This window comes from Acinetobacter sp. V91_7 (assembly GCF_031799075.1).
Taxonomy (GTDB): Bacteria; Pseudomonadota; Gammaproteobacteria; order Pseudomonadales; family Moraxellaceae; genus Acinetobacter; species Acinetobacter calcoaceticus.
On sequence record NZ_JAVQNT010000044.1, the window covers coordinates 194353 to 220454 of the forward strand.

27 protein-coding genes and 1 pseudogene are annotated in these 26102 nt (G+C 39.7%); 22 read left to right on the forward strand and 6 right to left on the reverse strand.

Annotated elements, in window-relative coordinates; translation table 11 throughout:
- Positions 1–8 precede the first annotated feature (8 nt).
- The 5 genes from RMB03_RS19065 (at position 9) to RMB03_RS19085 (ending at position 4437) form a co-directional block, all read left to right on the forward strand.
- Positions 9–617, forward strand: coding sequence for an alpha/beta hydrolase (locus RMB03_RS19065; protein ID WP_056481452.1), 609 nt, complete (start codon positions 9–11; stop codon positions 615–617).
- 80 nt (positions 618–697) lie between these two features.
- Positions 698–1531: a sulfate ABC transporter permease subunit CysT gene (cysT, locus tag RMB03_RS19070; RefSeq protein WP_311077260.1), complete on the forward strand. Its 834-nt coding sequence runs from the start codon at positions 698–700 to the stop codon at positions 1529–1531.
- Positions 1528–2412, forward strand: coding sequence for a sulfate ABC transporter permease subunit CysW (gene cysW, locus RMB03_RS19075; protein WP_004643676.1), 885 nt, complete (start codon positions 1528–1530; stop codon positions 2410–2412). The genes cysT and cysW overlap by 4 nt, the downstream gene beginning before the upstream one ends.
- Positions 2413–2423: 11 nt before the next feature.
- Positions 2424–3485 (forward strand): sulfate/molybdate ABC transporter ATP-binding protein, encoded by a 1062-nt coding sequence (locus RMB03_RS19080; protein ID WP_003650279.1) that lies wholly within the window; start codon positions 2424–2426, stop codon positions 3483–3485.
- A 28-nt stretch (positions 3486–3513) separates the two neighbouring features.
- A complete protein-coding gene (locus RMB03_RS19085; RefSeq protein ID WP_003650277.1) occupies positions 3514–4437 on the forward strand; it encodes a CysB family HTH-type transcriptional regulator in 924 nt (307 codons plus the stop codon).
- Between the two features lie 90 nt (positions 4438–4527).
- Here the strand turns inward: RMB03_RS19085 and carO are convergent, their stop codons facing one another.
- The gene (gene carO, locus RMB03_RS19090) at positions 4528–5277 is read right to left on the reverse strand and encodes an ornithine uptake porin CarO type 1 (RefSeq protein ID WP_005038876.1); all 750 of its coding nucleotides are present in this window, start codon (positions 5275–5277) and stop codon (positions 4528–4530) included.
- Positions 5278–5572: 295 nt separating this feature from the next.
- Between carO and dapD the strand changes: the two genes are divergently transcribed.
- The 8 genes from dapD (at position 5573) to RMB03_RS19130 (ending at position 10650) form a co-directional block, all read left to right on the forward strand.
- Entirely contained in the window at positions 5573–6394 is an 822-nt protein-coding gene (gene dapD, locus RMB03_RS19095) for a 2,3,4,5-tetrahydropyridine-2,6-dicarboxylate N-succinyltransferase (protein ID WP_311077261.1), read from the forward strand.
- Positions 6395–6472: 78 nt separating this feature from the next.
- Complete coding sequence (gene queE / locus RMB03_RS19100) at positions 6473–7183, forward strand: 7-carboxy-7-deazaguanine synthase QueE (protein WP_311077262.1); 711 nt, start codon at positions 6473–6475, stop codon at positions 7181–7183.
- 40 nt (positions 7184–7223) lie between these two features.
- Complete coding sequence (queC, locus tag RMB03_RS19105) at positions 7224–7892, forward strand: 7-cyano-7-deazaguanine synthase QueC (protein WP_004643680.1); 669 nt, start codon at positions 7224–7226, stop codon at positions 7890–7892.
- Between the two features lie 16 nt (positions 7893–7908).
- A complete protein-coding gene (locus RMB03_RS19110; RefSeq protein WP_005038873.1) occupies positions 7909–8325 on the forward strand; it encodes a hypothetical protein in 417 nt (138 codons plus the stop codon).
- 95 nt (positions 8326–8420) lie between these two features.
- Positions 8421–9107: a diphthine--ammonia ligase gene (locus RMB03_RS19115; RefSeq protein ID WP_017391842.1), complete on the forward strand. Its 687-nt coding sequence runs from the start codon at positions 8421–8423 to the stop codon at positions 9105–9107.
- A gap of 18 nt (positions 9108–9125) precedes the next feature.
- Positions 9126–9587 (forward strand): peroxiredoxin, encoded by a 462-nt coding sequence (locus tag RMB03_RS19120; protein WP_311077263.1) that lies wholly within the window; start codon positions 9126–9128, stop codon positions 9585–9587.
- A gap of 118 nt (positions 9588–9705) precedes the next feature.
- The gene (locus tag RMB03_RS19125; RefSeq protein ID WP_311077264.1) at positions 9706–10275 is read left to right on the forward strand and encodes a CAP domain-containing protein; all 570 of its coding nucleotides are present in this window, start codon (positions 9706–9708) and stop codon (positions 10273–10275) included.
- Between the two features lie 12 nt (positions 10276–10287).
- On the forward strand, positions 10288–10650 hold the full coding sequence (locus RMB03_RS19130) for a glyoxalase superfamily protein (RefSeq protein WP_004643686.1): 363 nt from the start codon (positions 10288–10290) through the stop codon (positions 10648–10650).
- Positions 10651–10661: 11 nt separating this feature from the next.
- On the opposite strand, the gene RMB03_RS19135 is transcribed toward RMB03_RS19130, so the two are convergent.
- The gene (locus RMB03_RS19135) at positions 10662–11237 is read right to left on the reverse strand and encodes a nicotinate-nicotinamide nucleotide adenylyltransferase (RefSeq protein WP_080028323.1); all 576 of its coding nucleotides are present in this window, start codon (positions 11235–11237) and stop codon (positions 10662–10664) included.
- A gap of 109 nt (positions 11238–11346) precedes the next feature.
- Between RMB03_RS19135 and RMB03_RS19140 the strand changes: the two genes are divergently transcribed.
- Positions 11347–12147, forward strand: coding sequence for an enoyl-CoA hydratase-related protein (locus tag RMB03_RS19140; RefSeq protein WP_003650247.1), 801 nt, complete (start codon positions 11347–11349; stop codon positions 12145–12147).
- On the opposite strand, the gene RMB03_RS19145 is transcribed toward RMB03_RS19140, so the two are convergent.
- The 4 genes from RMB03_RS19145 to purL all read right to left on the reverse strand — a co-directional run bounded on the left by RMB03_RS19145 (position 12140) and on the right by purL (position 17972).
- On the reverse strand, positions 12140–12460 hold the full coding sequence (locus tag RMB03_RS19145; protein WP_311077265.1) for an NGG1p interacting factor NIF3: 321 nt from the start codon (positions 12458–12460) through the stop codon (positions 12140–12142). The genes RMB03_RS19140 and RMB03_RS19145 overlap by 8 nt on opposite strands.
- A 70-nt stretch (positions 12461–12530) precedes the next feature.
- Positions 12531–12656 (reverse strand): KGW motif small protein, encoded by a 126-nt coding sequence (locus tag RMB03_RS19150; protein ID WP_265092361.1) that lies wholly within the window; start codon positions 12654–12656, stop codon positions 12531–12533.
- Between the two features lie 200 nt (positions 12657–12856).
- A complete protein-coding gene (locus tag RMB03_RS19155; protein ID WP_311077266.1) occupies positions 12857–14062 on the reverse strand; it encodes a multidrug effflux MFS transporter in 1206 nt (401 codons plus the stop codon).
- A 76-nt stretch (positions 14063–14138) separates the two neighbouring features.
- Entirely contained in the window at positions 14139–17972 is a 3834-nt protein-coding gene (gene purL, locus RMB03_RS19160; protein WP_311077267.1) for a phosphoribosylformylglycinamidine synthase, read from the reverse strand.
- Positions 17973–18281: 309 nt separating this feature from the next.
- On the opposite strand from purL, the gene RMB03_RS19165 reads away from it, so the two are divergent.
- From RMB03_RS19165 to tolA, 8 genes and pseudogenes are all read left to right on the forward strand, one after another.
- Positions 18282–19622, forward strand: coding sequence for a deoxyguanosinetriphosphate triphosphohydrolase (locus RMB03_RS19165; protein ID WP_003650236.1), 1341 nt, complete (start codon positions 18282–18284; stop codon positions 19620–19622).
- A 93-nt stretch (positions 19623–19715) separates the two neighbouring features.
- Positions 19716–20315 (forward strand): Holliday junction branch migration protein RuvA, encoded by a 600-nt coding sequence (gene ruvA / locus RMB03_RS19170; RefSeq protein WP_311077268.1) that lies wholly within the window; start codon positions 19716–19718, stop codon positions 20313–20315.
- 7 nt (positions 20316–20322) lie between these two features.
- A complete protein-coding gene (gene ruvB, locus RMB03_RS19175) occupies positions 20323–21327 on the forward strand; it encodes a Holliday junction branch migration DNA helicase RuvB (RefSeq protein ID WP_004643694.1) in 1005 nt (334 codons plus the stop codon).
- A 205-nt stretch (positions 21328–21532) separates the two neighbouring features.
- Positions 21533–22866: pseudogene (locus RMB03_RS19180) on the forward strand (M20 family metallopeptidase).
- A 210-nt stretch (positions 22867–23076) separates the two neighbouring features.
- Positions 23077–23484: a tol-pal system-associated acyl-CoA thioesterase gene (gene ybgC / locus RMB03_RS19185; protein WP_004643695.1), complete on the forward strand. Its 408-nt coding sequence runs from the start codon at positions 23077–23079 to the stop codon at positions 23482–23484.
- Between the two features lie 23 nt (positions 23485–23507).
- Positions 23508–24206, forward strand: a complete 699-nt coding sequence (gene tolQ, locus RMB03_RS19190) for a protein TolQ (protein ID WP_003650232.1) — start codon at positions 23508–23510, stop codon at positions 24204–24206.
- Entirely contained in the window at positions 24206–24658 is a 453-nt protein-coding gene (gene tolR, locus RMB03_RS19195) for a protein TolR (protein WP_003650231.1), read from the forward strand. Before tolQ ends, tolR begins: the two co-directional genes overlap by 1 nt.
- A gap of 3 nt (positions 24659–24661) precedes the next feature.
- Entirely contained in the window at positions 24662–26011 is a 1350-nt protein-coding gene (tolA, locus tag RMB03_RS19200; RefSeq protein WP_311077269.1) for a cell envelope integrity protein TolA, read from the forward strand.
- Positions 26012–26102 lie beyond the last annotated feature (91 nt).

Genomic DNA, 26102 nt, shown 5'->3' on the forward strand with positions numbered 1-26102 from the left:
GAACAGACATGATTCACACTGTAATTGTTCCGGGTGTAGGTGGAAGTGAACATCAGCATTGGCAATCTTGGTTGCAGCGTCAACTCGTGTCTAGTTCTCGTGTTGAGCAAAAAAACTGGGATAGACCAGTATTAAGTGAATGGGTTGAACAATTCGTTAAAACAGTTCAAGTAGCGCAAGCTCCTGTACAAATTGTTGCGCATAGTTTCGGTTGCTTAACGAGTGTTGCTGCTTTAGCTGAATATCCAGAGTTAAAGAGCCAAGTTAAGAAACTTATTTTGGTTGCTCCAGCAAATCCAGCACGCTTTGGGGAAGCTGGTTTTGCCCGCCATAGCTTGACCGACTACAAAGCATATTTTCATCAGTTAAAAATTGATGTCCCAACATCTCTGCTCATTAGTGAAAATGATCCATGGCTCGGCTTTTTTGATGCTTTACAACTTGCTAAGTCGTGGAAATTAAATCCAGTTAATCTTGGTGAAGTCGGCCATATTAATGTTGCTTCAGGTTTTGGACCATTTCCAGATTTGCTGAATTATCTGATTCCAGAAGATTCGATGTGTAGTCACTCATCTATCGACCCGGTAAAAACTCATTTCTCTTTGAAATTTGCTTAATACCCATCTTTATATCGCACCGTTTATCTTTATTTATTCGCTTACTGGTTTCAGCAGGCTTTTCTCTTTGAGGAAATATCATGTCGCAGCGATCCCGAGTGCTGCCTGGGTTTGGTCTATCTTTGGGCTTCACCCTCGCCTATGTGTCTTTTATTGTGCTTATTCCATTAGCCGCAGTCTTTATCAAATCATTTGGAATTGGATGGGACGGATTATGGGAAATTTTAACGTCTGAACGTATTTTAAAATCGCTTCAACTCAGTTTTAGTTCAGCTTTAATAGCAGCATTTATTAATGTTGTGTTTGGCTTACTTCTGGCTTGGTGCCTTGTACGTTACAACTTCCCAGGGAAACGTCTGGTTGATGCATTAGTCGATCTACCTTTTGCTCTTCCAACTGCAGTTGCAGGTATTGCACTGACTTCGCTCTATGCACCTACTGGCTGGATTGGTCAATATCTTGAACCTCTAGGCATTCAGGTCGCATATAGCCCAATCGGTATTACGTTGGCATTGGTCTTCATTGGTATTCCATTCATTGTAAGAACAGTTCAACCAGTACTCAGTGATATCGAAACTGAGCTTGAAGAAGCAGCTTCAGCACTTGGCGCAAATCGCTGGCAGACGATTACTAAAATTATTTTACCGATATTACTACCAGCTTTGTTCACAGGTTTTGCTTTAGCATTTGCCCGCGGTGTGGGTGAATATGGTTCAGTTATTTTTATTGCGGGTAACCAGCCGTTTAAAACAGAAATTGCTCCACTCATGATCATTTCACGTCTTGAAGAATATGATTATGCAGGCGCAACAACAATTGCTGCGGTCATGTTAGTTCTCTCTTTCATCATTTTATTTGCCATTAATTTACTTCAAGCGTGGGCAAACCGTCGTACAGGGAGAAATTTCACATGAACCTACATACTGACAGCAATGCGCTTGCGCTTAAATTGCAATCACGAGATGCGACACGTGAACCAACTTGGGTACGTTACACACTCATTACCGTGGCTCTGATTTTTTTCTTAAGCTGCCTAATGTTGCCACTCATTCTGGTTTTTGTAGAAGCGTTTAAACAAGGACTTGAAGTCTATGTTCAAGCGTTGATTGATCCAGACACGCTATCGGCAGTGAAATTGACCTTATTAACCGCAGCAATTGCTGTACCAATTAACGTGATATTTGGTGTTGGCGCTGCATGGGCTGTCTCTAAGTTCCAGTTTAGAGGTAAGGCAATTTTAACCACCATCATTGATATGCCTTTTTCGGTTTCACCTGTTATTGCAGGCTTAATGATTGTATTGATTTTTGGTGCGCAAGGCTGGTTTGGCGGATGGTTAATGGAACACGACATCAAAGTTTTATATGCCGTACCCGCAATTGTTTTAGCCACTATTTTTATTACTGTTCCATTTGTCGCACGTGAGTTAATTCCACTCATGGAGGCTCAAGGAACTGAAGAAGAAGAAGCAGCGATTGTACTCGGTGCATCAGGATGGCAAACCTTTTGGAAAGTCACTCTACCAAACATTAAATGGGGTTTAATTTACGGCGTGATTCTATGTAATGCCCGTGCAATGGGTGAGTTCGGCGCTGTATCTGTAGTTTCTGGTCACATCCGTGGTGAAACTAATACCCTGCCACTTCATGTCGAAATTTTATATAACGAGTACACCTTTAGCGCAGCGTTTGCCGTGTCCTCATTACTTGCTTTCTTAGCCCTATTAACACTGGTATTGAAAACGTGGTTAGAACTACATCAAGACAAACCAGAACCGCATTCAACTGATTCGTAAGGAATGAAATCATGAGTATTCAAGTTAAAAATATTGAAAAACACTTTGGTGCATTCCATGCGCTTAAAAATATTTCCCTAGACTTTCCTGAAGGTGAACTGGTTGCCCTACTCGGCCCATCTGGTTGCGGTAAAACAACCCTACTTCGTATTATTGCGGGCCTAGAGTCAGCAGATGGCGGTCAAGTGTTACTTGAAGGCGAAGATGCAACCAATGTACATGTGCGTGAGCGTCAGGTCGGTTTTGTATTTCAACACTATGCTTTATTCCGTCACATGACGGTATTTGACAATATTGCCTTTGGTTTACGTGTTCGTCCACGTGCAACACGTCCTTCAGAAGCTGAAATTAAAAAACGCGTTACTCGTTTACTTGATTTGGTTCAACTTGGATTTTTGGCAGACCGCTACCCTGCACAGCTTTCGGGCGGACAACGTCAACGTATTGCTTTAGCCCGCGCCTTGGCAGTAGAGCCAAGAGTATTATTACTTGATGAACCATTTGGTGCGCTAGATGCCAAAGTCCGTAAGGAATTACGCCGCTGGTTACGCAACTTACATGATGAATTGCATATTACTTCAATTTTCGTGACCCACGATCAAGAAGAAGCACTTGAAGTTGCCGATCAAATTATTGTAATGAATAAAGGTAATGTCGAGCAGATCGGTTCGCCTCGTGAGGTTTATGAAAAACCATCAACACCATTTGTATTTGATTTCTTGGGTCAGGCAAATCGTTTTGAAGGTGAAAACACAGGCGGTATTATCCGTATTGGCAATGACCGTATTCAATTACCAACGTTAGTTGAGGCGCCTCAAGGAAAAGTGATTGCTTTTGCGCGTCCAGATGAGTTACATATTCACTCGCAACCTCAGGCGAATACTATTGAAGCGACTTTTGTACGTGAAATCTGGATTGCTGGAAAAGTTGTGGCGGAATTACAAGACCGTAATGGACGTTTAATTGAGATTGCTCTAAGCAATGAAGCTGCAAAATTACATGCGTTTAAACCGAATCAAACCGTTTGGGTAAGTGCATCTCAACTGCACTTATTTGCAGATCAAGTTGCTTAAGAAATATATTTGGTAAGGAAAAGTGTGAATGAACTTTCAACAATTAAGAATTATCCGAGAAACTGTACGCCAAAACTTTAACTTAACCGAAGCATCGGCTGCACTCTACACGTCTCAATCGGGCGTAAGTAAACATATTAAAGATTTAGAAGATGAGCTAGGTGTACAACTTTTTATACGAAAAGGTAAACGTCTTTTAGGTTTAACCGAACCAGGACAATCTCTTCTTGGCATCGTTGAACGCATGTTAGTTGATGCTGAAAATATTAAACGTCTTGCAGAAGACTTTAATAAAGTCGATGAAGGAACATTAACGATCGCGACGACCCATACTCAAGCACGTTATGTACTGCCTCCAATCGTCAATCAATTTAAGAAGTTATTTCCTAAAGTTCATTTGATTTTACAACAAGCCAGCCCTGTTGAAATTTCAGAAATGCTCTTACAAGGTGAGGCTGATATTGGAATTGCTACAGAGTCTTTAACGACTGAAGAAAATCTAGCGAGTATTCCTTACTATCAATGGCAACATAGTATTATCACACCGCAAAATCATCCTTTAGTGAAGGCAGACAAGATTACGCTTGAACTTTTAGCGGACTATCCACTTATTACTTATCATGGCGGTTTTACAGGTCGATCTAAGATTGACAAAGCCTTTGAAGAAGCTCACCTCGATGCAGATATCGTGATGTCAGCTCTTGATGCGGATGTTATCAAGACTTATGTCGAATTGGGCATGGGGGTCGGAATTGTTAATGCGGTAGCTTACGACACAGAGCGTGATCATCGTTTAAAACAAACTAAAACCGATATTTTTGGTGTCAATACGACATGGATTGCGGTTCGTAAAGGTCATCTACTACGCGGTTATGGTTACGAGTTTATTTCTTTATGCTCACCTGATGCCGATATTAAAGCCCTTAAGAAAATTGCTTATCCAGATGAATAAAAATTAAGAACAAAATAAAAGAGCTTTTTAGCTCTTTTATTTTTATTAAATACAAAAAAACGAGCCGCAGCTCGTTTTTTCTTTTAGATCTTACCAGTAGAAGTTCACACCAACTTTACCAACTGGTAACCATTTGTATTTATCATCATTACGAATTTCGTTTTCTTCCTTATCTACTGCATCTTGAGCAGATGTTGGATTGCCAGTCACAGGAGCAAGATTATATTGAGTTAACTGCACTTTTGGATTACCAGTATAGTATGCACCTACCTCACCGAACACACCCCAGTTTTTGTTAATTTTAGGAGCAAAACCGAGACCTACATAAGGGGCAATATTATTTTCATAATTCATTTTACCTTTTACGCCGCCCTCTTGACCAGCAACTGCTTGTTGATAGTTCTTACCATCAATAGATAATGTTTCACCATTACCAATGCGTTTAGCCAAGTCATAATCATTATCTAGATAAGCAGCACCTGCAGCTACATATAGGCCTTGAGCCCATGGGTTAGAACTAGCACCCCAAGGACGAATCTCAGCATTTAAATAGATATTGTTGTTATCCATGTCTAGGTCATATTTCGTACCATTCACAGAAACATCATCTGTCCATGAAATGTCACCACCATTATAACCCAAAGCCAAACCTACATATGGATTTGCTTGCCACAATAAAGCACCACCGTAACCAGTTGTACCTACTTCAGCACGAACCCCCACAGGAAGTAATTGTTTTTGATCAAATGCGTAGCTGTCATGAACAACAGCTTCATCTGCCATTGCTGCTCCAGCAGCGAATAAAGCAGTAGTTGTTACTAATACACGTAATACTTTCATGGTTTTCTCCTTAAAAAGGCTCTGTTTTTAATTTATTCATCTTGTGACTAAAATCATAATAAAGACAGCTTAGATTCTTTTTTATACAAAAAATGCTAGATTTCTGTTATTTTTTGATACAAATTGAGTTAAATTTTTATTTTCAAATCATTTTTGTGTAAAAAACACTTGATTATCTAATAAGCTTAATTTCATTTACCTCATTTATACTCTCGATTAAACGTAACACGTTTTTTCAAAGATTCTTGTCACAAATTAGTGTAAAATCTTTAAAATTTTTTATGGAAGGAAGATCATGTCTCAGCTTTCTACGATCATTGAGCAAGCATTTGAAGACCGCGCAAACCTTACTGCAGCAGATTGCCCAAGCGAAATTCGCCAAGCTGTTGAAGAAGCAATTGCTGGTTTAGATAACGGTAAACTTCGAGTTGCTGAAAAAATCAATGGTGAATGGGTTGTTCACCAATGGTTAAAAAAAGCTGTTTTATTATCATTTAAACTCAATGACAATAAACCAATCGAGTCATGTGATCTTCGTTTCTACGACAAAGTTGAAACTAAATTCTCTGGTTGGACTGAAGAACAATTTAAAGCAGCAGGTGTTCGTGTTGTTCCTCCTGCTGTAGCACGTCGTGGTAGCTTCCAAGCTAAAAACGTAGTGTTAATGCCTTCTTATGTCAACATCGGTGCTTACGTAGATGAAGGCACAATGGTTGATACATGGGCAACTGTAGGTTCATGTGCTCAAATCGGTAAAAATGTTCACTTGTCTGGCGGTGTAGGTATCGGTGGTGTTTTAGAACCATTACAAGCTAACCCAACCATTATTGAAGACAACTGCTTTATCGGTGCGCGTTCAGAAATCGTTGAAGGCGTTATTGTTGAAGAAGGCTCAGTAATTTCAATGGGCGTTTTCATTGGTCAATCGACTAAAATTTATGACCGCGCAACTGGCGAAATCCATTATGGTCGCGTTCCAGCAGGTTCAGTTGTTGTAGCAGGTAGCCTGCCGTCTGCTGATGGTAAATACAGCTTATATGCTGCAATTATTGTGAAAAAAGTTGATGCGCAAACACGTGCAAAAACAAGTTTGAACGATTTGTTACGCGCTGACTAATTTCAGTTTGATCAAACATCTCTACGGTCAACACTGATCGTAGAGATTTTATTTTTTATATAGTGTGGTATTTCTAGAATGGCTTCCTTACGTTCCTCTGCAATCCCTGTCTCAGACCCTGCGTCCGGTTTACGCATTACCGAGATTTTTTACTCGTTGCAGGGTGAAGCAAATGCCTCTGGCCTACCGACTGTATTTATTCGTCTAACGGGCTGTCCATTACGTTGTAGCTATTGTGATACCACTTATTCTTTTGAAGGTGGTGAACGTTTTTCACTTGAACATATCATTGAAACAGCTACACAATTTCAAACGCCTTATATTTGTGTAACTGGTGGTGAGCCACTTGCACAGCCAAACTGTTTGATTTTATTACAACGTCTATGTGAAGCTGGCTTTGATGTTTCTTTAGAAACCAGTGGCGCGCTCGATGTCTCAAAAGTAGATTTGCGTGTTTCTAAAGTTCTCGATTTAAAAACTCCAACTTCTGGTGAGGAACATCGTAACCTCATCAGCAATCTTGATCATTTGACTGCGCATGACCAAATTAAATTCGTCATTTGTAACCGCGAAGATTATGAATGGTCAAAGCAACAAGTTGAAAAATATCAACTGCATAAAAAAGTCAGTACCGTTTGGTTCTCCCCTGCCTTTGCAGTTGAAAAAGGTGCTGTTGGCCTGCCACGTCTAGCGCGTGATCTGGCACAGTGGATACTGGATGATAAATTACCTGTTCGTTTCCAACTTCAGTTACATAAACTGCTGTGGAATGACGAATCAGGTCGCTAATCACTCAATAAAATAAATCATTCCGAATATGGAGAAAAATATGCGCCCTCGTGCCATTGTTTTACTTTCAGGCGGCTTAGACTCAACCACTTGCCTAGCTTGGGCACAAGCACGCTATGAATGTATTGCTATTAGTTTTATGTATGGTCAACGCTCAACCACTGAACTAGATGCAGCAAAAGCATTAACTCAACGTGCAGGTGTTGAACATCGTGTAATTAATATTGATTTGGCTAATTTAGGTGGATCTGCACTTACAGACCATAACATTGCTGTACCAGAACAATTACAAGAAGGCATTCCTGTAACTTATGTACCAGCACGTAACACAATTTTTCTTTCATATGCCTTAGCAGCAGCAGAAGTATTCAATGCTGAAGCTATCGTTATTGGTATCAATGCCGTTGATTATTCAGGATATCCTGATTGTCGCCCTGAATTTATTGACGCTTTTGCCAATATGGCACGTTTAGCAACCAAAGCTGGCGTGGAAGGAAAACCACTTAAATTTGAAACACCCCTGTTACATTTATCCAAAGCGAATATTATACGTTTAGGGATTGAACATGGCGTAGACTATAGTCAAACGGTATCTTGCTACCAAGCAGATGCTCAAGGACGTGCGTGTGGCAAATGTGACAGTTGCCGTTTGCGTAAAGAAGGCTTTATCGAGGCCGGTGTTGCCGACCCAACACGCTATATACCGTAATAAGTAGGTAAAATTTATGAAGTTGTTAAAATCAAATCTTATTCTTTCATCTTTGTTTTCAACTGTTGCTCTTATGGCTGGTGCAGCACATGCTGCGGAAAACCCAGTTCAAGCAGCATATAAAAGTACTAACGTTAAAGGTGCATTAGTTAACGTTTGTAAAGATCAAACAGCTAAAGGCGGTAAACTAAGTTCATCTGAAGTTAGCAAATTCTGTAGCTGCCAAGTTGAAGCACAAGGTAAAGTAACTGAAGCACAAAAATGGGAAATCCAAAGTGCAATCAATGCGAAGAAAAGCCCAAGCTCTCTAGGATTTGTACAACAACAAAACCGTGATCTTAAAGCATGTTTCGGTCCTCAGTTAACAACTAAGCTTGAAAAATTAACTGAAGAGGCTATGAAAGCAGCTCAACAACAAGCTCCTAAAAAATAAGCTTTTGTTATTCCAAATTAAGCCTGCATTTATGCAGGCTTTTTTGTGCTCTGTTAAAATAAAATCGATCTTGACCAATTCATTTGAAATAAATCATGCAAGAACAATGGAAAACCAACGCAATTAACAAACAGTCTATTGTCTCATTTAGTGGGGGTAAAGACAGCTCCCTTGCACTCTACCATGCAATGCAAACTGGTACGGTTAGTGGACTCATCGTCATGCTGGAAGAACAAGGTCAGCGCTCTCGTTCACATGCTATGCCACTTGATATTATTCAAGCACAAGCTAAAGCAATCGGCCTACCAGTATTTATGGCTTCATCAAGTTGGAATGACTATGAAGCTAAATTTATTGAATTACTAACTCAGGCAAAACAACAAGGTGCCGAGGTACTCGTTACAGGTGACCTTGATATGCCTGAACATGGGTGTTGGCATGATCGGATCACTCAACAAGTGGGACTCAAATTAGGCATGCCTCTTTGGCTACGTCCACATCATGAGGTTGTTGAAGAGTTTATCAATCTTGGTTTCCGTAGTGTCATTGTGACAGTAAACTTAAAACTAGGCATGACAATTGAAGATTTAGGAAAAACTTTAACCTTAGAATATATCCAAGAACTTGAGAATCGCGGTATTGATCCATGTGGTGAAGGCGGTGAATTTCATACCACTGTGATTGACGGTCCAATTTTTAACAAACCAATTCCTGTAAGAAAGCTCGATATTGTTTATCATGAAGAATATGCTTTTTTACCACTTGAATTAGATCAAATTTAGCTTTTTGAAGGATGAGAAATGACTGAGAATATTCAATTACCACATCAGGTTTTCCCTACTACCCACGGTGAAGTGAACTTGGCCGAGGTCGAAAATGAATGGTTAATCATTTATTTCTACCCAAAAGATTCAACCCCAGGGTGTACAACACAAGCAGTCGGTTTCTCTTGTTTAAAAGACCAATTTGAAGCTTTGGGTACACGTATTTTTGGTGTTTCGCGCGACTCAGTAAAAGCCCATCAAAACTTTACTGAAAAACAAGCGCTCACGATTGACCTCATTAGTGACAAAGAAGAAGTACTTTGTAATCATTTTGATGTCATTAAAGAAAAAAACATGTATGGCAAAAAAGTTATGGGAATTGAACGCTCTACTTTCATTTTCCATAACAAAACCTTAGTTAAAAGCTACCGTAAAGTCAAAGCAGTAGGACATGCTGAACAAGTACTTGAAGACCTAAAAGCCCTTCAATCGGCTTAATAAAGTTATGCAATAAAAAAGCGAGTATCGAACTCGCTTTTTTATTGCAAAGAATTGCTCAATAATTTTACTTTGGCGTATGATAAAAACATTAGAATAATTATTTTAAGGCGTTCACATGAGTCTACTCAAAAATTACTCTTTACTGCCTTTGACTCTTTTTATCGGTGCATGTAGTGCAAATACATTACCCATGCCAACCGACACCACCCCATCAATTGCTCAAATTCAGAAAACTGCCATTGAAATAAGCTGCCAAGATTTACAAAACCCGGCTTATCAACAGGCCATACTTAATACAATTAACCAGATCCGCCAACAACCACGCCAGTGTGGTCAACAATTTTTCCCTGCTGCTAAACCGCTGAGTTGGAATACTAATTTATATAAAGGTGCACTTTCTCATAGTGAAGATATGGCAAAACATAACTTTCTCGGACATGTGAGCTCAACAGGACTAGACTTAAAAGCACGTTTGAAACGCTATACTACTCTCGGTAAAGCCAATGGTGAAAATGTCGCTAGCGGCCAGAAAACTTTGAGTGAAGTTATGTCTAAATGGCTGCCGAGCCCTCTACATTGTAGTAATCTAATGAATCCCAAATTTACAACTTACGCAATCGCTTGTGCTTCCGATCAGTCTGCAAAACAAAAGAGCTATTGGACTCAACAATTTGGTACACGTTAAAAGGAAAAAATGATGCAATCAGGTTCAATCACCCCAATTTTAAGAATTTTTGATGTTGATTTGGCCCAATCATTTTATCTTGAATTCTTAGGTTTCCAACTTGATTGGCAACATCAATTTGAAGATAACTTTCCGTTATATCTACAAATTTCCAAAGATGATTGCGTTATTCATTTATCTGAGCATTTTGGAGATGCAAGCCCACATAGTGCAATCCGCATTTATTGGGAACCTATTTATGAGCTGCATAGTGAATTGAGTCAAAAAGATTATAAGTTCGCCAAACCTCAAGTTGAAAAAACAGATTGGGAAACACTTGAACTCAGTATCACCGATCCGTTTTCCAACCGAATTATCTTTTGGGCAGATGCTTAAGCTATATGCTCTTATTCAAACTCATCTAGATTAGAGAGGTCATCCTCTTCAAAGCGTTGCTGAAGTTGCTGATAGATACGTGTTTTTTGAAATTCATCCAAAAACTGAATGGTTCCTACAGGAAAAAATTCAGTTTGAATTTCACCACGATAATAAGCCTCACGCATCGGAGTAGCTGAAATAGAATCTTTCAAACTATCAAGCTCAACCATAATCCATTCAGGGAAAAGTTTTAAATAGTAAGAAGACTCATCTTTAAAATGCCCAATCAAACCTACTTTTGAGTTCGGTTCAATCACGCCATTCACTAAAGATTTGACTTGTTTCACCCATTTTTCATCATTATAAACATCAACCACATGCACAAATTTAATACGTTTTTGCTCATCTAATGAAAAATTAGATAAAATCATTTGCTCTCGTTCAATTGCAAGAAATGGATTTTTAATATTACGTTCCATTTGCGCAGAGCCTAATGCCAAAACCACATAGTGGCTTTGCTGTAAGGCAATTTCAATTGTCTGCATATGAGCCAAATGAAATGGTTGAAAACGACCTATAAAAACGAGATAGTCAAATTTATACATAATTAGATTTTCACTTTTTATGAACTCATCAGTAACGCTCATTACAAAAAATATGCGCCATAATGAGAACCTAAAAATTAACAACGTGGTTTAAAGCAAGGATAGTACGATGACACTTAGCTGTATTCAACAACCTCATCAACATTTAAACGCAAATTTAGAAGGTGGCGTACTCACCTTAGCCATAAATCGCCCAGATGCAAAAAATGCATTGTACGGCGAACTTTATTTATGGATTGCCAAAGCACTGAATGAAGCCGATCTCAATAAAGAAGTTAGAGTAGTCGTTCTACGCGGTGTAGAACAAGATTTTACAGCTGGCAATGACATGAAAGATTTCATGGGTTTTGTACAAAATCCTAACATCGGCCCAGCAGGAGAAGTCCCACCATTCGTTTTACTTAAAGCCGCTGCCAAATTATCAAAACCACTTATCATTGCGGTAAAAGGCGTTGCAATTGGTATTGGCGTTACAATTTTATTGCATGCAGATCTAGTTTTTGCTGACAACACCGCTCTTTTCCAAATTCCATTTGTAAGCCTAGGTCTTTCTCCAGAAGGTGGCGCAAGTCAATTACTTGTTCAACAAGCTGGCTACCATAAAGCAGCTGAGCTGCTATTTACTGCGAAAAAGTTTAATGCAGAAACAGCGGTGCAAGCAGGTTTAGTCAATGAAGTAGTTGAAGATGCTTATGTTTCAGCTCAACAAACTGCTCAACAATTAACGGCCTTGCCTCTTGCATCTTTAAAACAAACCAAAGCACTCATGAAGCATAATTTAGAACAAATTATTGAATGTGTTGATCATGAAGCTGAAATCTTTATGCAACGTGTGCGCTCACCGGAAATGCTAGAGGCTGTTCAAGCATTTATGCAAAAACGTAAACCAGATTTCTCTCAGTTTAATTAAAATCAATTTCTATGATTTGAATAAACTCAAAGGCAGGCTCTTCATAAGGATGGCTTGCCTTTAAAGATTTCGCTACCGCACTTGCTTTTTCTTCAAGCACAATTGTTTCGACACGCCACTCATCAACTTGCTCAAGTTCATTCAGTTGCCCAATATAAGGATCAGCTCCCTTAACTGGCTTAAACTGCCCTATTCCTTTTACTTGCCATGCGCAGTGTTCATAATTACCGATACCACCTGCACCAGCAGAGAAAATGGCTTGTTTAGTTAATTCAAGATGTGACTCAGGCACGTAATAAATCAGCTTTAACATAACAAGAATGACTCAAAACTTTTATGAACAAGGTTTAGATCATACCGCTAAGCAAGCTTTAGAAGCAAAGTCAGCTCATCATTGCTAAATAATTTGCTCCAATAAAAAGTATTTGAATAGCAAGCGCCAAGCCAAATAAGCGCCAGCCTTTATCTTTATTATAAAACGTTCTTATGTGATATTTGTTTTTCATCATTTTGATCTCCGATTTTTATCGTTGTTACAGAGAAAGCAAAAATTGAACCAACCTTGAACCAAGCATACGGGGATAAATAGCTCTATGTCTATAGTCTCATAAGTTGTCTAAAACACTTAAAAGAACAGCACTCATCCATATGCAAATCTTAGTCTGAAGAAAAGTTTAAAATTCAGTAATCTATCTTCATCTTTATAATTTTAAGCATCCGATTTCTTTAAATATCTATTCTCATATATTGTCATAGCAAAAGCTAAACCACACAAAATCACAAAACCACAGGTCATTGGAACTAATGTACCGTTATATAACTGCCCAATGATAGAAGCAAGAATAAGTGACAATACAGAGGAAGCTGCACCAATAATAGCCGATGCCATTCCAGCAACATGCCCCATCGGTTCCATCGCAATCGCATTTAAATTACCAAATAGGGTTCCAAACAATAAAAACAAAATACAGGCATAAAGCATAAACATCCAAAATGATACCGTTACACCCGCAAGTTGAATCAACAAGAAAATCAAAGAAATTAAGCACAGACCTAGAAAGCCATAAATACAGATTGGACGCATGCCAAACTTCATGACAATTTTAGAGTTTGTAAATGATGCGATTCCCATCACACCCGCAAGCACAGCAAAGTAAGCACTAAATTCTTGCCCTGTTTTACCAAATTGCTGCATGAATATTTGCTGTGACGTTCCTAAATAACCAATAAATCCACCAAAACAGAATCCAGCGCACAATAGATAGCTCATGGTGGTTTTATTACTCACAACTTCTTTAAAGCCTTCCTGAAATGCTTTTATACGCATAGGTAAACGATTTTCGGGAAGTAAAGTCTCTTCTAGTCGTAAAGCGACCCACGCTCCCACAACTGTGGCATAGACCATATATAAAACAAAGATTTCACGCCAACCAAAGAAATGAATAATGAGTTGCCCTAAACTCGGTGCAATTGCTGGAGCAACCATAAATACCATCATAATTAAAGACATGATGCGAGCCATTTGAGCTCCACTGTATTTATCTCTAACGATTGAAATAGAAGCAACGTAAGGCCCTGAAACACCAATACCTTGAATAAAACGCCCGACTAAGAACCATTCAAAACTTTGTGTGGAAAAACACAATAAACTTCCCAGAAAATAAATAATAATTCCTGTGAATAAAATCCGTTTACGCCCGATCGCATCGGATAATGGACCTGCAATGAGCTGCCCGATTGTCATTCCAGAAAAAATACCAATGATGACCCATTGCGACTGGTTATTATTTTTTAATTCAAAAATACGTCCAATCTCACCTAAAGCTGGTAAAACTGCATCAATAGAAAAAGAAACAATCGACATGAGTAATGCCATGAGCAGTGCAAACTCACGAAAATGGATTTTTGATTTCATTTTTCTTCTCCACTATTTTTAATATTCTATTACACATAAATAAGCCACCTTACGGTGGCTTATTTCAATCTTTACATTAACCAATAAACTTACGCGCATTTCGGAACATACGCAACCATGCACCGTCTTCAGTCCACTCTTCTGGTTTCCAGGAATGCTGAAGCGCACGGAAAGTACGTTCTGGGTGTGGCATCATAATGGTTGCACGACCATCTTTAGAAGTCACACCAGTAATCGCTTCAGGTGAACCATTTGGGTTCAATGGATAGTGCTGAGTTGGGTTACCAAGGCTGTCAACATAGCGTAATGCCACTTGGTTACCTGCATTTAAACCAGCAAGAGCACTTTCACTTGCAACAGCACGACCTTCACCATGTGCAACAGCAATCGGTAAAATCGACCCTTCCATACCATCAAGCAATACAGAAACAGATTTTTCAACACGAACGTTTACACTACGAGCTTCAAAAACTTCTGACATATTGCGGTGGAAACGTGGCCAGTGTTCAGCACCTGGAATAAGTGGCGCTAATTGTGACAACATTTGGCAACCATTACAGATACCTAAGCTGAACGTTTCATCGCGATGGAAGAATTGTTCAAACTGATCACGTAATTTAGCGTTGAACAATACTGATTTTGCCCAGCCACCACCAGCACCCATTACGTCACCGTAAGAGAAACCACCACAAGTCACCAAACCTTCAAAATCACTTAGGCTAACACGACCAGCAAGTAAATCACTCATGTGCACATCAACAGTATTGAAACCAACCTTATCAAAGGCTGCCGCCATTTCAATATGACCGTTTACACCTTGCTCACGCAAGATTGCCATATTTGGGCGACGTGTGTTGATAAACGGCGCTTCAACAGGCTCATTCAAGTCGAATGTTGGTTTAGCAATCAAACCTTGGTGCGCATTATCAGTAATTAATGAAAATTCCTGATCAGCAGTTTCTACGTTATCACGTAGACGTTGGATCTGATGAGATACCTCAGACCAAGCTTGTTGTAATTCAGCACGATCTAAAGTTAAACCACTTACAGATAATTGATCTGTGTTGTTTACACGACCAACTACAGCAATTGCATCTTTCAAGCTAGAAGCAGCGATTTCTGCTTGTAAAGCTTCCCAATCAGTTGCTTTGATTTGAAGTACTGCACCAATTTCTTCTGCAAACAAACTTGCTTGAGTTTGGTCTTCTAATGCAACACCTAAACGCGCAGCAAACATCATTTCAGCTACAGAGGCTAATAAACCACCATCACCGATGTCATGGTAAGCCTGAATCAAGCCACGGTTGTTCCAGTCTTGGATTAAAGCAAAGAACGCTTTGAAATCATCAAAACTATCAACGTCAGGAGTGATTGAACCAATTGCTTTATATACTTGCGCAAGAATCGAACCACCTAAACGGAACTGACCTTTAGATAAATCAATACGTACAAGTACTGAATCTTCTAAATTTTTAAGTTCAGGTGTTAAGGTCTTACGAACATCAGTCACTGGAGCAAACGCAGTGATTACACCAGTCATTGGAGAAGTTACGGCTTTATCTTCACCGTCGTCATTCCAAGTTGTACGCATTGAAAGTGAGTCTTTACCTACTGGAATCGCAATTCCTAAAGCAGGACACATTTCCATACCAATTGCTTTCACGCCTTCAAACAATGCTTGGTCTTCGCCTTTTTGACCAGCTGCAGCCATCCAGTTTGCAGAAAGTTTGATATCACTAATTTGTTCAATGTTCGCACATGCAATATTGGTAATTGCTTCAGCAACTGCTAAACGAGCAGATGCCGCTGGATTTAACAATGCAACTGGTGGACGTTCGCCCATTGCCATTGCTTCACCAGTGAAACCTTGCAAACTTGTTGTTGTTACTGCTGCATCTGCAACAGGAACCTGCCAACGACCAACCATTTGGTCACGTGCAACCATACCTGTAATTGAACGGTCACCAATGGTAATCAAGAATGATTTAGACGCAACTGTAGGATTTTTCAATACGCGGAAAATCGCATCTTTCAAATCAACTTTTGAAGCATCGAACTCATCGCCACTACGTTCAATAGTTTCATAAGAACGTTGCATACGTGGCGTACCACCAAGCATTACTTGCATTGGGATATCAACAGCATCGTTTTGGAACAATGGATCTTCAACTGTTAAGTGACGTGCTTCTGTTGCTTCACCCAACACAGCAAATGGACAACGTTCACGCGCACAGATTGCTTCAAACTGATCCAAAGATTCTGGACGAATTGCGAGAACATAACGTTCTTGTGCTTCATTTGACCAGATTTCCATTGGGCTCATGCCAGGCTCTAATGAAGGAATCTTACGAAGATTAAGTACAGCACCTAACTCATGGTCATTCACAAGTTCAGGCATAGCATTTGATAGACCACCAGCACCAACGTCGTGTACAGAAACGATTGGGTTGAAGTCTTCTAAACGCCAGCAAGTATCAATCACTTCTTGACAACGGCGTTCCATTTCTGGGTTTTCACGTTGTACAGACGCGAAATCAAGGCTTTCACCCATTGTACCGCTATCTACTGAAGATGCAGCACCACCACCAAGACCGATCAACATTGCAGGGCCACCCAAGACAATGAGTAAATCACCTGGTTGAATCGCATCTTTTTCTACATGGTCTGGACGGATATTACCGTAACCACCAGCGATCATGATTGGCTTATGGAAGCCTTTCACTTCACCATTTACATTCTGTTCGAAAGTACGGAAATAACCATTTAATGCAGGACGGCCGAATTCATTGTTAAATGCCGCGCCACCTAATGGACCTTCAATCATGATTTGTAATGGCGATGCCATACGTGAAGGTTTACCGTAGTTTTCTTCCCAAGGTTGTTCAAAACCAGGAATGTTTAAGTTCGAAACTGTAAAACCTGTTAAACCAGCTTTTGGTTTACCACCACGACCTGTTGCCCCCTCATCACGGATTTCACCGCCTGAACCAGTTGCAGCACCAGCAAATGGAGAAATTGCTGTTGGGTGGTTATGAGTTTCAACCTTCATTAAAATATGAGCAGCTTGGCTCTTATATTTATAAACAAAGTGACCATTTTCATCCGCTTTCGGATAAAAACGCATCGTGTCATAACCCACAATCACTGAAGCGTTATCTTTATATGCCGATAACACATCAGTTGGAGATTCTTTATAAGTATTTTTAATCATCTGGAACAATGATAATGGTTGTTTTTCACCATCAATTGTCCATTCAGATCCAAAGATTTTATGACGACAGTGCTCAGAGTTTGCCTGTGCAAACATCATCAACTCGATGTCATTTGGATTACGACCAAGCTTACCGAATGCTTCAGTTAGATAATCAATTTCTTGTTCAGATAACGCAAAACCAAACTCATTATTCGCCTTAACCAAAGCTTCTTTGCCTTGACCCAAGATATCAATTGAATTTAATGGTTTTGGAGCTGTTTCTGAAAATAATGCTTTTGCATCATCAATTTGAGCAAAAACTGTTTCTGTCATACGGTCATGAAGTACTTGTTTAACTTCATTAGAAAGTTCAGAAACACCTTTTAACGTAAATAAAAGGCCACGTTCTAAACGATGCACTGGCGTATTACAGTTTTTGAAAATATCAGTTGCTTTAGAAGACCAAGGTGAAATAGTACCCACACGTGGTGTAACTAAAATCTGAATCTCATCACTTGCAGATTGACGAAGTTCAAAAGACTCACCGTCATTCAATAATTGCAAAGCAGATTGATGTTGCTGCTCGTTGAGCGCTTGATCAAACAAATAGACCCATTGGCTGTCAAAAGATTGAACAGAACTAATTGACGATAAACGTGTTAATAGTTGAGCTTTCTTAAAAGAAGAATGTGCTGCTGCACCGGCCACGATAAACATGTTGATTTTGGCTCCACGGGCAGGTCTTGTGAACCTTACCGCAATGTGACTTTAGAGAGAGCGCATATTCTACTGCTTCTTGCTAAAATCAGCTAGATGTAGAATCAGTATTCTGTAACCTAATTCTGCAAGAAGTGATTAGTTTTTTGTTCAAAATCATTTTTTTAGGTATTCTAGCTAAAAATAAATTGTTTCATGTTTGTTCAATAACATAATAAAACCTGAACTAAGACAAACTATGTCGCACCAAGCTAGTGCTTTTAACTTTTTTTTGGCATGATCAGGTTTTACAGTTTTGAATAATGATAAATGGAACAAATGCGTTGGTTAGAGCTGCTTTCTGCAGTTCGTTTAGGTAGTAAAAAAAGCAGTACAGAACTGGCTCGTAGCCCATTCCATAAAGATTATGACCGCATTATATTTTCTCAAAGTTTTCGTCAGCTAAACCGTAAGACGCAAGTTCACCCACTCGCACAGCATGATGGCATTCACACTCGCCTAACTCACTCACTTGAAGTTTCCTGTATTGGCCGCTCAATGGGTATGCTCGCAGCAGAAAAAATAAAAAATGAATTACCTGTCTGGATTTCTCCTGCCGATGTCGGTGCAATTATTCAAGCAGCCTGTCTGGCTCACGATATTGGTAACCCACCTTTTGGGCATGCAGGTGAATATGCAATTCGTGAGTGGTTCGATGATGCATCACATGATGATTTTTTAAAAAAATTAAGTCCAGAAGAAGAAGCCGATGTTCGTCAGTTTGAGGGTAATGCTCAAGGATTACGTTTATTAAGCCGCATTGATTATCATCCAAATGATGGAGGTATGCGTTTAACCTATGCAACCTTAGGTGCTTATTTAAAGTATCCATGGCTTTCAAAAACCATTGCTTCACAAGGTGATCGTCCTTCCCATCAACGAGCAAAGTTTGGCTGTTATCAGTCTGAAAAAGAAATTTTAAAACAGATTGCTGAACAACTCGGGCTTATTCAGTTAGGTGAATATCATTATTGTCGTCACCCATTGACCTACTTACTAGAAGCCGCTGACGACATTTGCTATGCGTTAATTGACTTAGAAGATGGCATTATCTTAAATATGCTGAGTTACCAAGAAGTTGAACCAATTTTCTTAAATCTTATTGCCGATTATGGTCAGCCTGAAGAATTGTCACACCCAGACAGTACGTGGCAACAAAAGATTTCAGCATTACGTGGTCGCGTCATGAAACGTCTTGTGGATGAAGTTACTACAGCTTTTGCTAAACATCATTATGAAATTATTACCGGTCAGCTTAAAGGCAACCTTTTACAATATTGCTCACCCGATATTGCAATTGGTATCGAAACAGCCAAAAATCTGGCACGTGATAAAATTTTTGAACATCCACAAAAGTCTGGTTTAGAAATTATTGCGCATCAAAGTTTGCAAACCATTTTGGATGCATTTGTGCCTTTGACCACGCCACATAAATCTTTGAGCTTTAAAGAACAACGTTTAATGTCTATCCTTAATCTGTATGGTGCTAACTTTAGCAATAATCACTACAGTAATATTATGCAAGTACTCGATATTATCAGTAAGTTCTCAGATCATCAGGCTTATAGCTTGGCTCAAGAGTTACAAGGTAATAAAATTGGCTTGTTTTAAGCTGGCTTGATATAGAAAGAAATAAAACCTGTGTCGTTTTCAATTAATGTTAGAACGACCAGATTTACAGTTATGAATAAGTGAAATTACTCTATGATCGGATGTTTAATTGGCGAAGTGTTTGCCCTAGAAGCCCCTACTGTCTTACTGAATGTAAATGGTGTGGGTTATGAAATTGATACGCCACTTTCAACATTTTGCCAATTACAAAAAGGCCAAAAAGTTACGTTATGGACGCATTTGGTTGTCCGTGAAGATGCTCAACAGCTTTACGGTTTCATTGATGCTCAAGAAAAAATAATTTTCCGCACCTTATTAAAAGTAAATGGTGTCGGCCCGAAAATGGCATTAGGGATTCTATCGACGTTAAGTGTTGAGTTACTTGTGCACACAATTGAGCATGACGATATCAACACGTTGGTCAAAGTTCCGGGTGTTGGCAAAAAAACCGCTGAACGCTTAATGATCGAACTTCGTGACCGTTTCAAAACATTGGCTCAAGGAACTTCTTCTGCGACTACCCTGCCTCAAATTCAGTTTGCTGCAAACCCTCCTGTGGCAGAAGCAGAAGCAGCTTTGCAATCTTTAGGTTACAAGCCACTTGAGGCACAAAAAGCTGTTGCTGCTGTTAAAGCCGATTACACCGAATCAGCCGATATTATTCGCGCTGCTCTAAAATCAATGATGAAGTAAAACAATTATGCAAGACCGTTTAATCAGTGGAGCAGAAAAACCAGAAGATCATTTTGATCGGGCGATTCGACCAACTTCACTTGCCGACTATATTGGGCAACCTGTAGTACGCGAACAAATGGAAATTTTCATTGGCGCTGCTCGCGGTCGTGGTGAAGCACTCGATCACACGCTGATTTTTGGTCCACCCGGCTTGGGTAAAACCACACTTGCCAACATTATTGCGCGTGAAATGGGCGGTAATCTTAAATCTACTTCGGGGCCAGTTTTGGAGCGTGCGGGCGACTTAGCTGCAATGCTTACCAACCTTGAAGAAGGCGATGTCTTGTTCATTGACGAAATTCATCGTCTTTCTCCAGTTATTGAAGAAATTCTTTACCCAGCGATGGAAGATTACCAACTGGATATCATGATTGGTGAAGGTCCTGCTGCTCGCTCAATCAAACTGGATTTACCACCTTTTACACTCGTCGCTGCGACTACACGTGCGGGCTTACTTACGTCACCACTACGTGACCGTTTTGGGATTGTGCAACGTCTTGAGTTTTACTCTGTAGAAGACCTAACTCACATCGTGTCGCGCTCTGCAAACTTAATGAATGTGCCAATTACAGTTGAGGGTGCAGAAGAAGTTGCACGCCGCGCACGTGGAACACCTCGTATTGCCAATCGTCTATTACGTCGTGTGCGTGACTATGCACAAGTAAAAGGTACAGGTGAAGTGACACATGACATGGCGCAACGTGCGCTTGATATGCTCAATGTTGATAAGGCAGGCTTAGACACCCTAGACCGACGTTATTTGAGCATGCTACTAGAGCGCTTTGATGGTGGTCCTGCTGGCGTTGAAGCACTTGCAGCAGCAATGGCTGAAGATAGCGGTACTCTTGAAGACGTTCTTGAACCTTATTTAATTCAACAAGGTTATGTCATGCGTACTGCTCGAGGCCGTATTGCAACCAATCAATCTTATTTACAGTTTGGACTGACGCCACCTGAGCCTAAAAACTAGCCAAAGGAAGAGAGTTTTCTCTTCCTCTTTTTAATTTAACTATTCTATTTAACTAAAATAATAATTGTCTTATCAATTAATTAGCGACTCGATACCTTTTAAGTCTTTCTTTATACCTTATTGATTTTTTAATATTTTTAAAAACTGAATTATAAGAAATCAAGATATTAAATCTTATGAACAATAATATTTTTAGGATAAGGACATGTATAAGAAAGCCACTTTATTTTTGCCACTCGCCCTCATAAGTCAGCTAAGCCTAGCAGATTGGGTCAATGATGCTGCTCAACAAAATGAAAATCAGATTATTCAGCTAAGACAAAACATTCACCAACATCCTGAACTGGGCAATATGGAGTTTAAAACATCTGCCCTTGTTCAAAAAGAATTGAAATCTTATGGCATTCAGGTCAAAACTGGTTATGCAAAAACTGGCGTAATCGGCATTTTAAAAGGTGACAAACCCGGCCCTATCATCGCACTTCGAGCGGATATGGATGCTCTGCCGATGGAAGAAAAAGCGGCCTACCCTTTGCAAGTAAACAAAAAGCAATTTATCAAGGCAAAGAAACTTATGTGATGCATGCTTGTGGACATGATGCACACACTGCAATGTTATTAGGCGCAGCAAAAATTTTGGCTGCTAATAAAGATAAAATATCGGGCACAGTTGTTTTTGTTTTTCAACCTGCTGAAGAAGGTGGTGCAGATATAGATAACTTTACTCATGGCGATCAAATCGGTTCTAGAAAAATGATCTCAGACGGCGCCTTTAAAAACTATAAGCCAGAAGCTATTTTTGGAATGCATGTCATGGCAGGCATGAAAAGTGGTCATCTTTACTATAAAGATGGGGCCATTTTAAATAGTGCAGATCACTTACGTATTCAGGTCAATGGCAAACAGGTCCATGGCTCTACCCCATGGTTAGGCAAAGATCCAATTTATGCATCTGCGCTCATGATTAACAATTTACAAAGTCTTATTAGCCGAAGAACAGATCTGACTGAAGGTATGGGCGTAATCAGTATCGGCAATATTCAAGGCGGCACTGCAGGAAATGTAATTCCTGAACAGGTCAATATGATCGGGACCATTCGCTCCAATAACGAACAAATAAGAAATAATATCTTAAAAAGCTTACCGGTCATGATAGAGCATAATGCTCAAGCCAATGATGTAACTGCTAAAGTTGAAATTGCACCTTATGCACCAGTGACCATGAATGATAAAACCCTTACTCAACTTATTCAGCCAACTTTAGCCAAAGTTGCTGGAGATTCAAAATTACATGTTTTAGATCATAATGCGAGTGCAAGTGAAGATTTTGCATATTATGGCAAACTGATGCCTTCATTCTTTGTTTTCTTAGGAGCTACACCAGAAAACCAAGACGTAAGTCAGGCTGCACCAAATCATAATCCTTATTTTATTGTAGATGACAAGGCCTTAAAAACAGGAACCGAGTTACATGTAAGGTTCGTATTAGATTATCCGAATATATCAAAACAAGTTCAAACCACATGGAAGCCGTCATAATTTAAAAGCATGCTAGCCATAAGATGTACTGTTTTTAGACTAGAAATACAGCAATCGCAATTGAAAGGTTGTGCCATAGGACTTAGTATGCAATCTGCTAAACTGCCCCGTATTTAAAGCATATACGTGGCTTCGAATAAAATTGATGTTTTATTCAGCAGTCATATTTTAAATGCAAAGCTCTATAGTGAACTAAAACGGAATCCTCTCATGGCGAATCATTTTGAATTCAACATTCGTGTTTATATTGAAGATACGGACGCAGGTGGTATTGTTTACCATGCCAACCACATTCGCTATATGGAACGTACCCGTACTGAATGGCTCCGTGCTTCTGGCGTTGATCATTACTGGCATCAAAAAGATTACAACTTTGTCGTACACAAAATTGACGTAAAATACATGCGTCCTATTTTAATGGATGATTTAATTACTGTTACAGCACGTGTAGTTTCATGTAAAGCTGCGTCATTTGTGTTGCAACAAAATATTTATCGTGGTGAAATCTTGCTTGCTTCTGGCGAGGTTGAGTTGGCATGTTTAAGCAAAGAACTGATAGCTCGTCGTCTTCCAGAAGAAATACGTGATCTTATTCGTAAAGAATTGGAACAAGACTAAAAAAACAACCGGCATATGTAACTATGGCAACAAACATTGAATCAACCCTGCATATTTCTGACCTTATTTTACAGGCAAGTCCAGTCGTTCAGTTGGTCATGCTAATTTTATTATTAGCATCAATCTTTAGTTGGTATCTGATTGCCAAGTTACATATGAGTTATAAAAAAGCACATCAAGAAGATGAACATTTCCAGAAAATGTTCTGGTCTGGTGCTGAACTCAATACGCTTTACAACAATGCTCAACTCAACTCAAAACGCTCAGGTCTTGAAGATATTTTTTATCAAGGATTGAGTGAATTTTTTAAACTTAAAAAACGTCAGGCTCCTGTTTCACAAACGATCGAAGGAACTGAACGTATTTTACGTGTAGGTTTGAGTCGTGATCAGAGCCACCTAGAATATGGCTTAGGTAGTTTAGCAAGTATCGGTTCTGTAGCTCCTTATATCGGTCTATTCGGTACTGTTTGGGGCATTATGAATGCCTTTATCGGTTTAGCTGCTGTTGATCAAGTTACTCTGGCAACTGTTGCACCGGGTATTGCCGAAGCACTTATTGCAACCGCAATTGGTTTATTTGCTGCAATTCCTGCCGTATTGGCTTTTAACCATTTCACTTCTAAAAGCGAAAGTGTTTACTCTGATCGTGCTTTATTTGCTGAAGAGATGATTGCTTTATTGCAACGTCAGTCTGTGGGTTCATCACAGGAAGATGCATAATGGCAATTCAGCGTTCAGGGCGCTTTGAGCGCATAAAAAAACCACTAAAAAGTGATATGAACGTCGTACCTTATATTGACGTTATGCTCGTACTTTTGGTTATTTTCATGGTGACTGCTCCCATGATTACTAGTGGTATTAAAGTCGATTTACCTCAAGCAAATAACCATCCAATCGAATCAAAAGATATGCCTGCTATGGTAACGATTGGTAAAGATGGCAATATTTATCTTCAGTATGAAGATTACAAAGATAGTGAGCCATTATCTCGTGAAAAACTTGAAGAAGTTTTAAGCGATGCTCAAAAACAAGCTGAACAAGAAAATAAACAACTCACAGTTTTAGTCAATGGTGATAAGTCTCGTCCTTATGGAGAGGTCGTATCACTGATGGCAAGTTTACAAGAAGCAGGTTTAACTCAAGTTGGCCTTCTGACAGAGCCTTTAAAATAAGCTATGAATAAAAATCAAAAGCCACACTTTAAACAAAATGCGATTGCATTGAGCTTTACAATTGGAGTTCATGCAATTGCCATTGTTGGCTTGCTTTTTTTAGGCTTGAGTAAACCACCTGAACAGCCAAAAAAGCTAACAACTATTTTAGTTAAGCCAGAAGATTTACCCCCGCCTTTAGCGAAAGAAATTGAACAAGAGACAACTGCTACAAATGAAGCAAAAGAGGTATTAAGCCCTATTGTGGATGAAACTCTTCCTCAAAATCTTCCAGCAGCGCCCCCTCCTCCGACTGCACAGCAGCTCGCTGCTGAAAAGCAAAAAGCTGAACAGGCACAACAAGCAAAATTAGCTGAACAAAAACGCAAGGCTGAGGAAGCGGCGAAAGCTAAACAAGCAACAGAGCAGCAACGTGTAGAGGAAGCACAAAAGCAGCAGGCTGAAGCTAAACGTCAAACTGAAGCTAAAGCAAGAGCGGAAGCTGAACAAAAACGTAAAGCCGAACAAAGTGCGAAAGCTGAAGCAGATGCTAAGGCTAGACAAAAAGTCGCTGAAGAGGCTAAGCGTAAAGCGGAGACCGATGCAAAGCTGAAACGTGAGGCTCAAAAGTCTGAAAACGCTAAACTTTTAGCACAGCAAGAAGCTAAACGTAAAGCTGAAGCTGAGGCAAAAGCTAAACAGCAAAAAACCAATGACGACGCTAAACGCAAAGCCGAAGCCGATGCTAAAGCTAAGCAACAAAAAGCAAATGAAGATGCCAAACGTAAAGCTGACGCCGATGCAAAAGCTAAGCAGCAAAAAGCAAATGAAGATGCTAAACGTAAAGCTGAGGCTGATGCAAAAGCCAAGCAGCAAAAAGCCAATGACGACGCTAAACGTAAAGCTGACGCCGATGCAAAAGCTAAACAGCAAAAAGCCAATGACGACGCTAAACGTAAAGCCGAAGCAGATGCAAAAGCCAAACAACAAAAAGCTGCTGACGATGCTAAACGTAAAGCTGATGCAGAGGCTGAAGCAAAAGCTGCATCTGCTCAAAAAGCACAAGAAGAGGCAGCTCAAAAGAAAGCTGAGGCTAAAAAAGTTGCTTCTTCAGCTAGACGTGATTTTGAGCAAAAAATTCGACGCTCTTGGGATGTTCCGACGGGCAGTAGTGGTAAAACAGTTGGTGTTCGTTTTACCCTCTCAGATTCGGGAAGTGTCAATTCAATTGTAATCACGCGTTCAAGCGGAGATGATGCTTTAGATGCAAGTATTAAGGCCGCAATTCAAGCCTCTGCGCCATATCCTATGCCATCAGACCCAGATGCAAGGCGCGAAGCAAGAAGTGTTACCTCTACATTTAGAGCGCAATAATTTTGAAAGAGTTACATGCTTTAAATAGTTTAAGGCATGTAACTATGCTACAAAATCAACAGTCACAAAAATACCAGCTATGACTTTAAAC

Coding starts and splice junctions, on each gene's coding strand:
- RMB03_RS19065 (WP_056481452.1), top strand. CDS start 9: ATGATTCACACTGTAATTGTTCCGGGTGTAGGTGGAAGTGAACATCAG.
- cysT (WP_311077260.1), top strand. CDS start 698: ATGTCGCAGCGATCCCGAGTGCTGCCTGGGTTTGGTCTATCTTTGGGC.
- cysW (WP_004643676.1), top strand. CDS start 1,528: ATGAACCTACATACTGACAGCAATGCGCTTGCGCTTAAATTGCAATCA.
- RMB03_RS19080 (WP_003650279.1), top strand. CDS start 2,424: ATGAGTATTCAAGTTAAAAATATTGAAAAACACTTTGGTGCATTCCAT.
- RMB03_RS19085 (WP_003650277.1), top strand. CDS start 3,514: ATGAACTTTCAACAATTAAGAATTATCCGAGAAACTGTACGCCAAAAC.
- carO (WP_005038876.1), bottom strand. CDS start 5,277: ATGAAAGTATTACGTGTATTAGTAACAACTACTGCTTTATTCGCTGCT.
- dapD (WP_311077261.1), top strand. CDS start 5,573: ATGTCTCAGCTTTCTACGATCATTGAGCAAGCATTTGAAGACCGCGCA.
- queE (WP_311077262.1), top strand. CDS start 6,473: ATGGCTTCCTTACGTTCCTCTGCAATCCCTGTCTCAGACCCTGCGTCC.
- queC (WP_004643680.1), top strand. CDS start 7,224: ATGCGCCCTCGTGCCATTGTTTTACTTTCAGGCGGCTTAGACTCAACC.
- RMB03_RS19110 (WP_005038873.1), top strand. CDS start 7,909: ATGAAGTTGTTAAAATCAAATCTTATTCTTTCATCTTTGTTTTCAACT.
- RMB03_RS19115 (WP_017391842.1), top strand. CDS start 8,421: ATGCAAGAACAATGGAAAACCAACGCAATTAACAAACAGTCTATTGTC.
- RMB03_RS19120 (WP_311077263.1), top strand. CDS start 9,126: ATGACTGAGAATATTCAATTACCACATCAGGTTTTCCCTACTACCCAC.
- RMB03_RS19125 (WP_311077264.1), top strand. CDS start 9,706: ATGAGTCTACTCAAAAATTACTCTTTACTGCCTTTGACTCTTTTTATC.
- RMB03_RS19130 (WP_004643686.1), top strand. CDS start 10,288: ATGCAATCAGGTTCAATCACCCCAATTTTAAGAATTTTTGATGTTGAT.
- RMB03_RS19135 (WP_080028323.1), bottom strand. CDS start 11,237: ATGTATAAATTTGACTATCTCGTTTTTATAGGTCGTTTTCAACCATTT.
- RMB03_RS19140 (WP_003650247.1), top strand. CDS start 11,347: ATGACACTTAGCTGTATTCAACAACCTCATCAACATTTAAACGCAAAT.
- RMB03_RS19145 (WP_311077265.1), bottom strand. CDS start 12,460: ATGTTAAAGCTGATTTATTACGTGCCTGAGTCACATCTTGAATTAACT.
- RMB03_RS19150 (WP_265092361.1), bottom strand. CDS start 12,656: ATGATGAAAAACAAATATCACATAAGAACGTTTTATAATAAAGATAAA.
- RMB03_RS19155 (WP_311077266.1), bottom strand. CDS start 14,062: ATGAAATCAAAAATCCATTTTCGTGAGTTTGCACTGCTCATGGCATTA.
- purL (WP_311077267.1), bottom strand. CDS start 17,972: ATGTTTATCGTGGCCGGTGCAGCAGCACATTCTTCTTTTAAGAAAGCT.
- RMB03_RS19165 (WP_003650236.1), top strand. CDS start 18,282: ATGGAACAAATGCGTTGGTTAGAGCTGCTTTCTGCAGTTCGTTTAGGT.
- ruvA (WP_311077268.1), top strand. CDS start 19,716: ATGATCGGATGTTTAATTGGCGAAGTGTTTGCCCTAGAAGCCCCTACT.
- ruvB (WP_004643694.1), top strand. CDS start 20,323: ATGCAAGACCGTTTAATCAGTGGAGCAGAAAAACCAGAAGATCATTTT.
- ybgC (WP_004643695.1), top strand. CDS start 23,077: ATGGCGAATCATTTTGAATTCAACATTCGTGTTTATATTGAAGATACG.
- tolQ (WP_003650232.1), top strand. CDS start 23,508: ATGGCAACAAACATTGAATCAACCCTGCATATTTCTGACCTTATTTTA.
- tolR (WP_003650231.1), top strand. CDS start 24,206: ATGGCAATTCAGCGTTCAGGGCGCTTTGAGCGCATAAAAAAACCACTA.
- tolA (WP_311077269.1), top strand. CDS start 24,662: ATGAATAAAAATCAAAAGCCACACTTTAAACAAAATGCGATTGCATTG.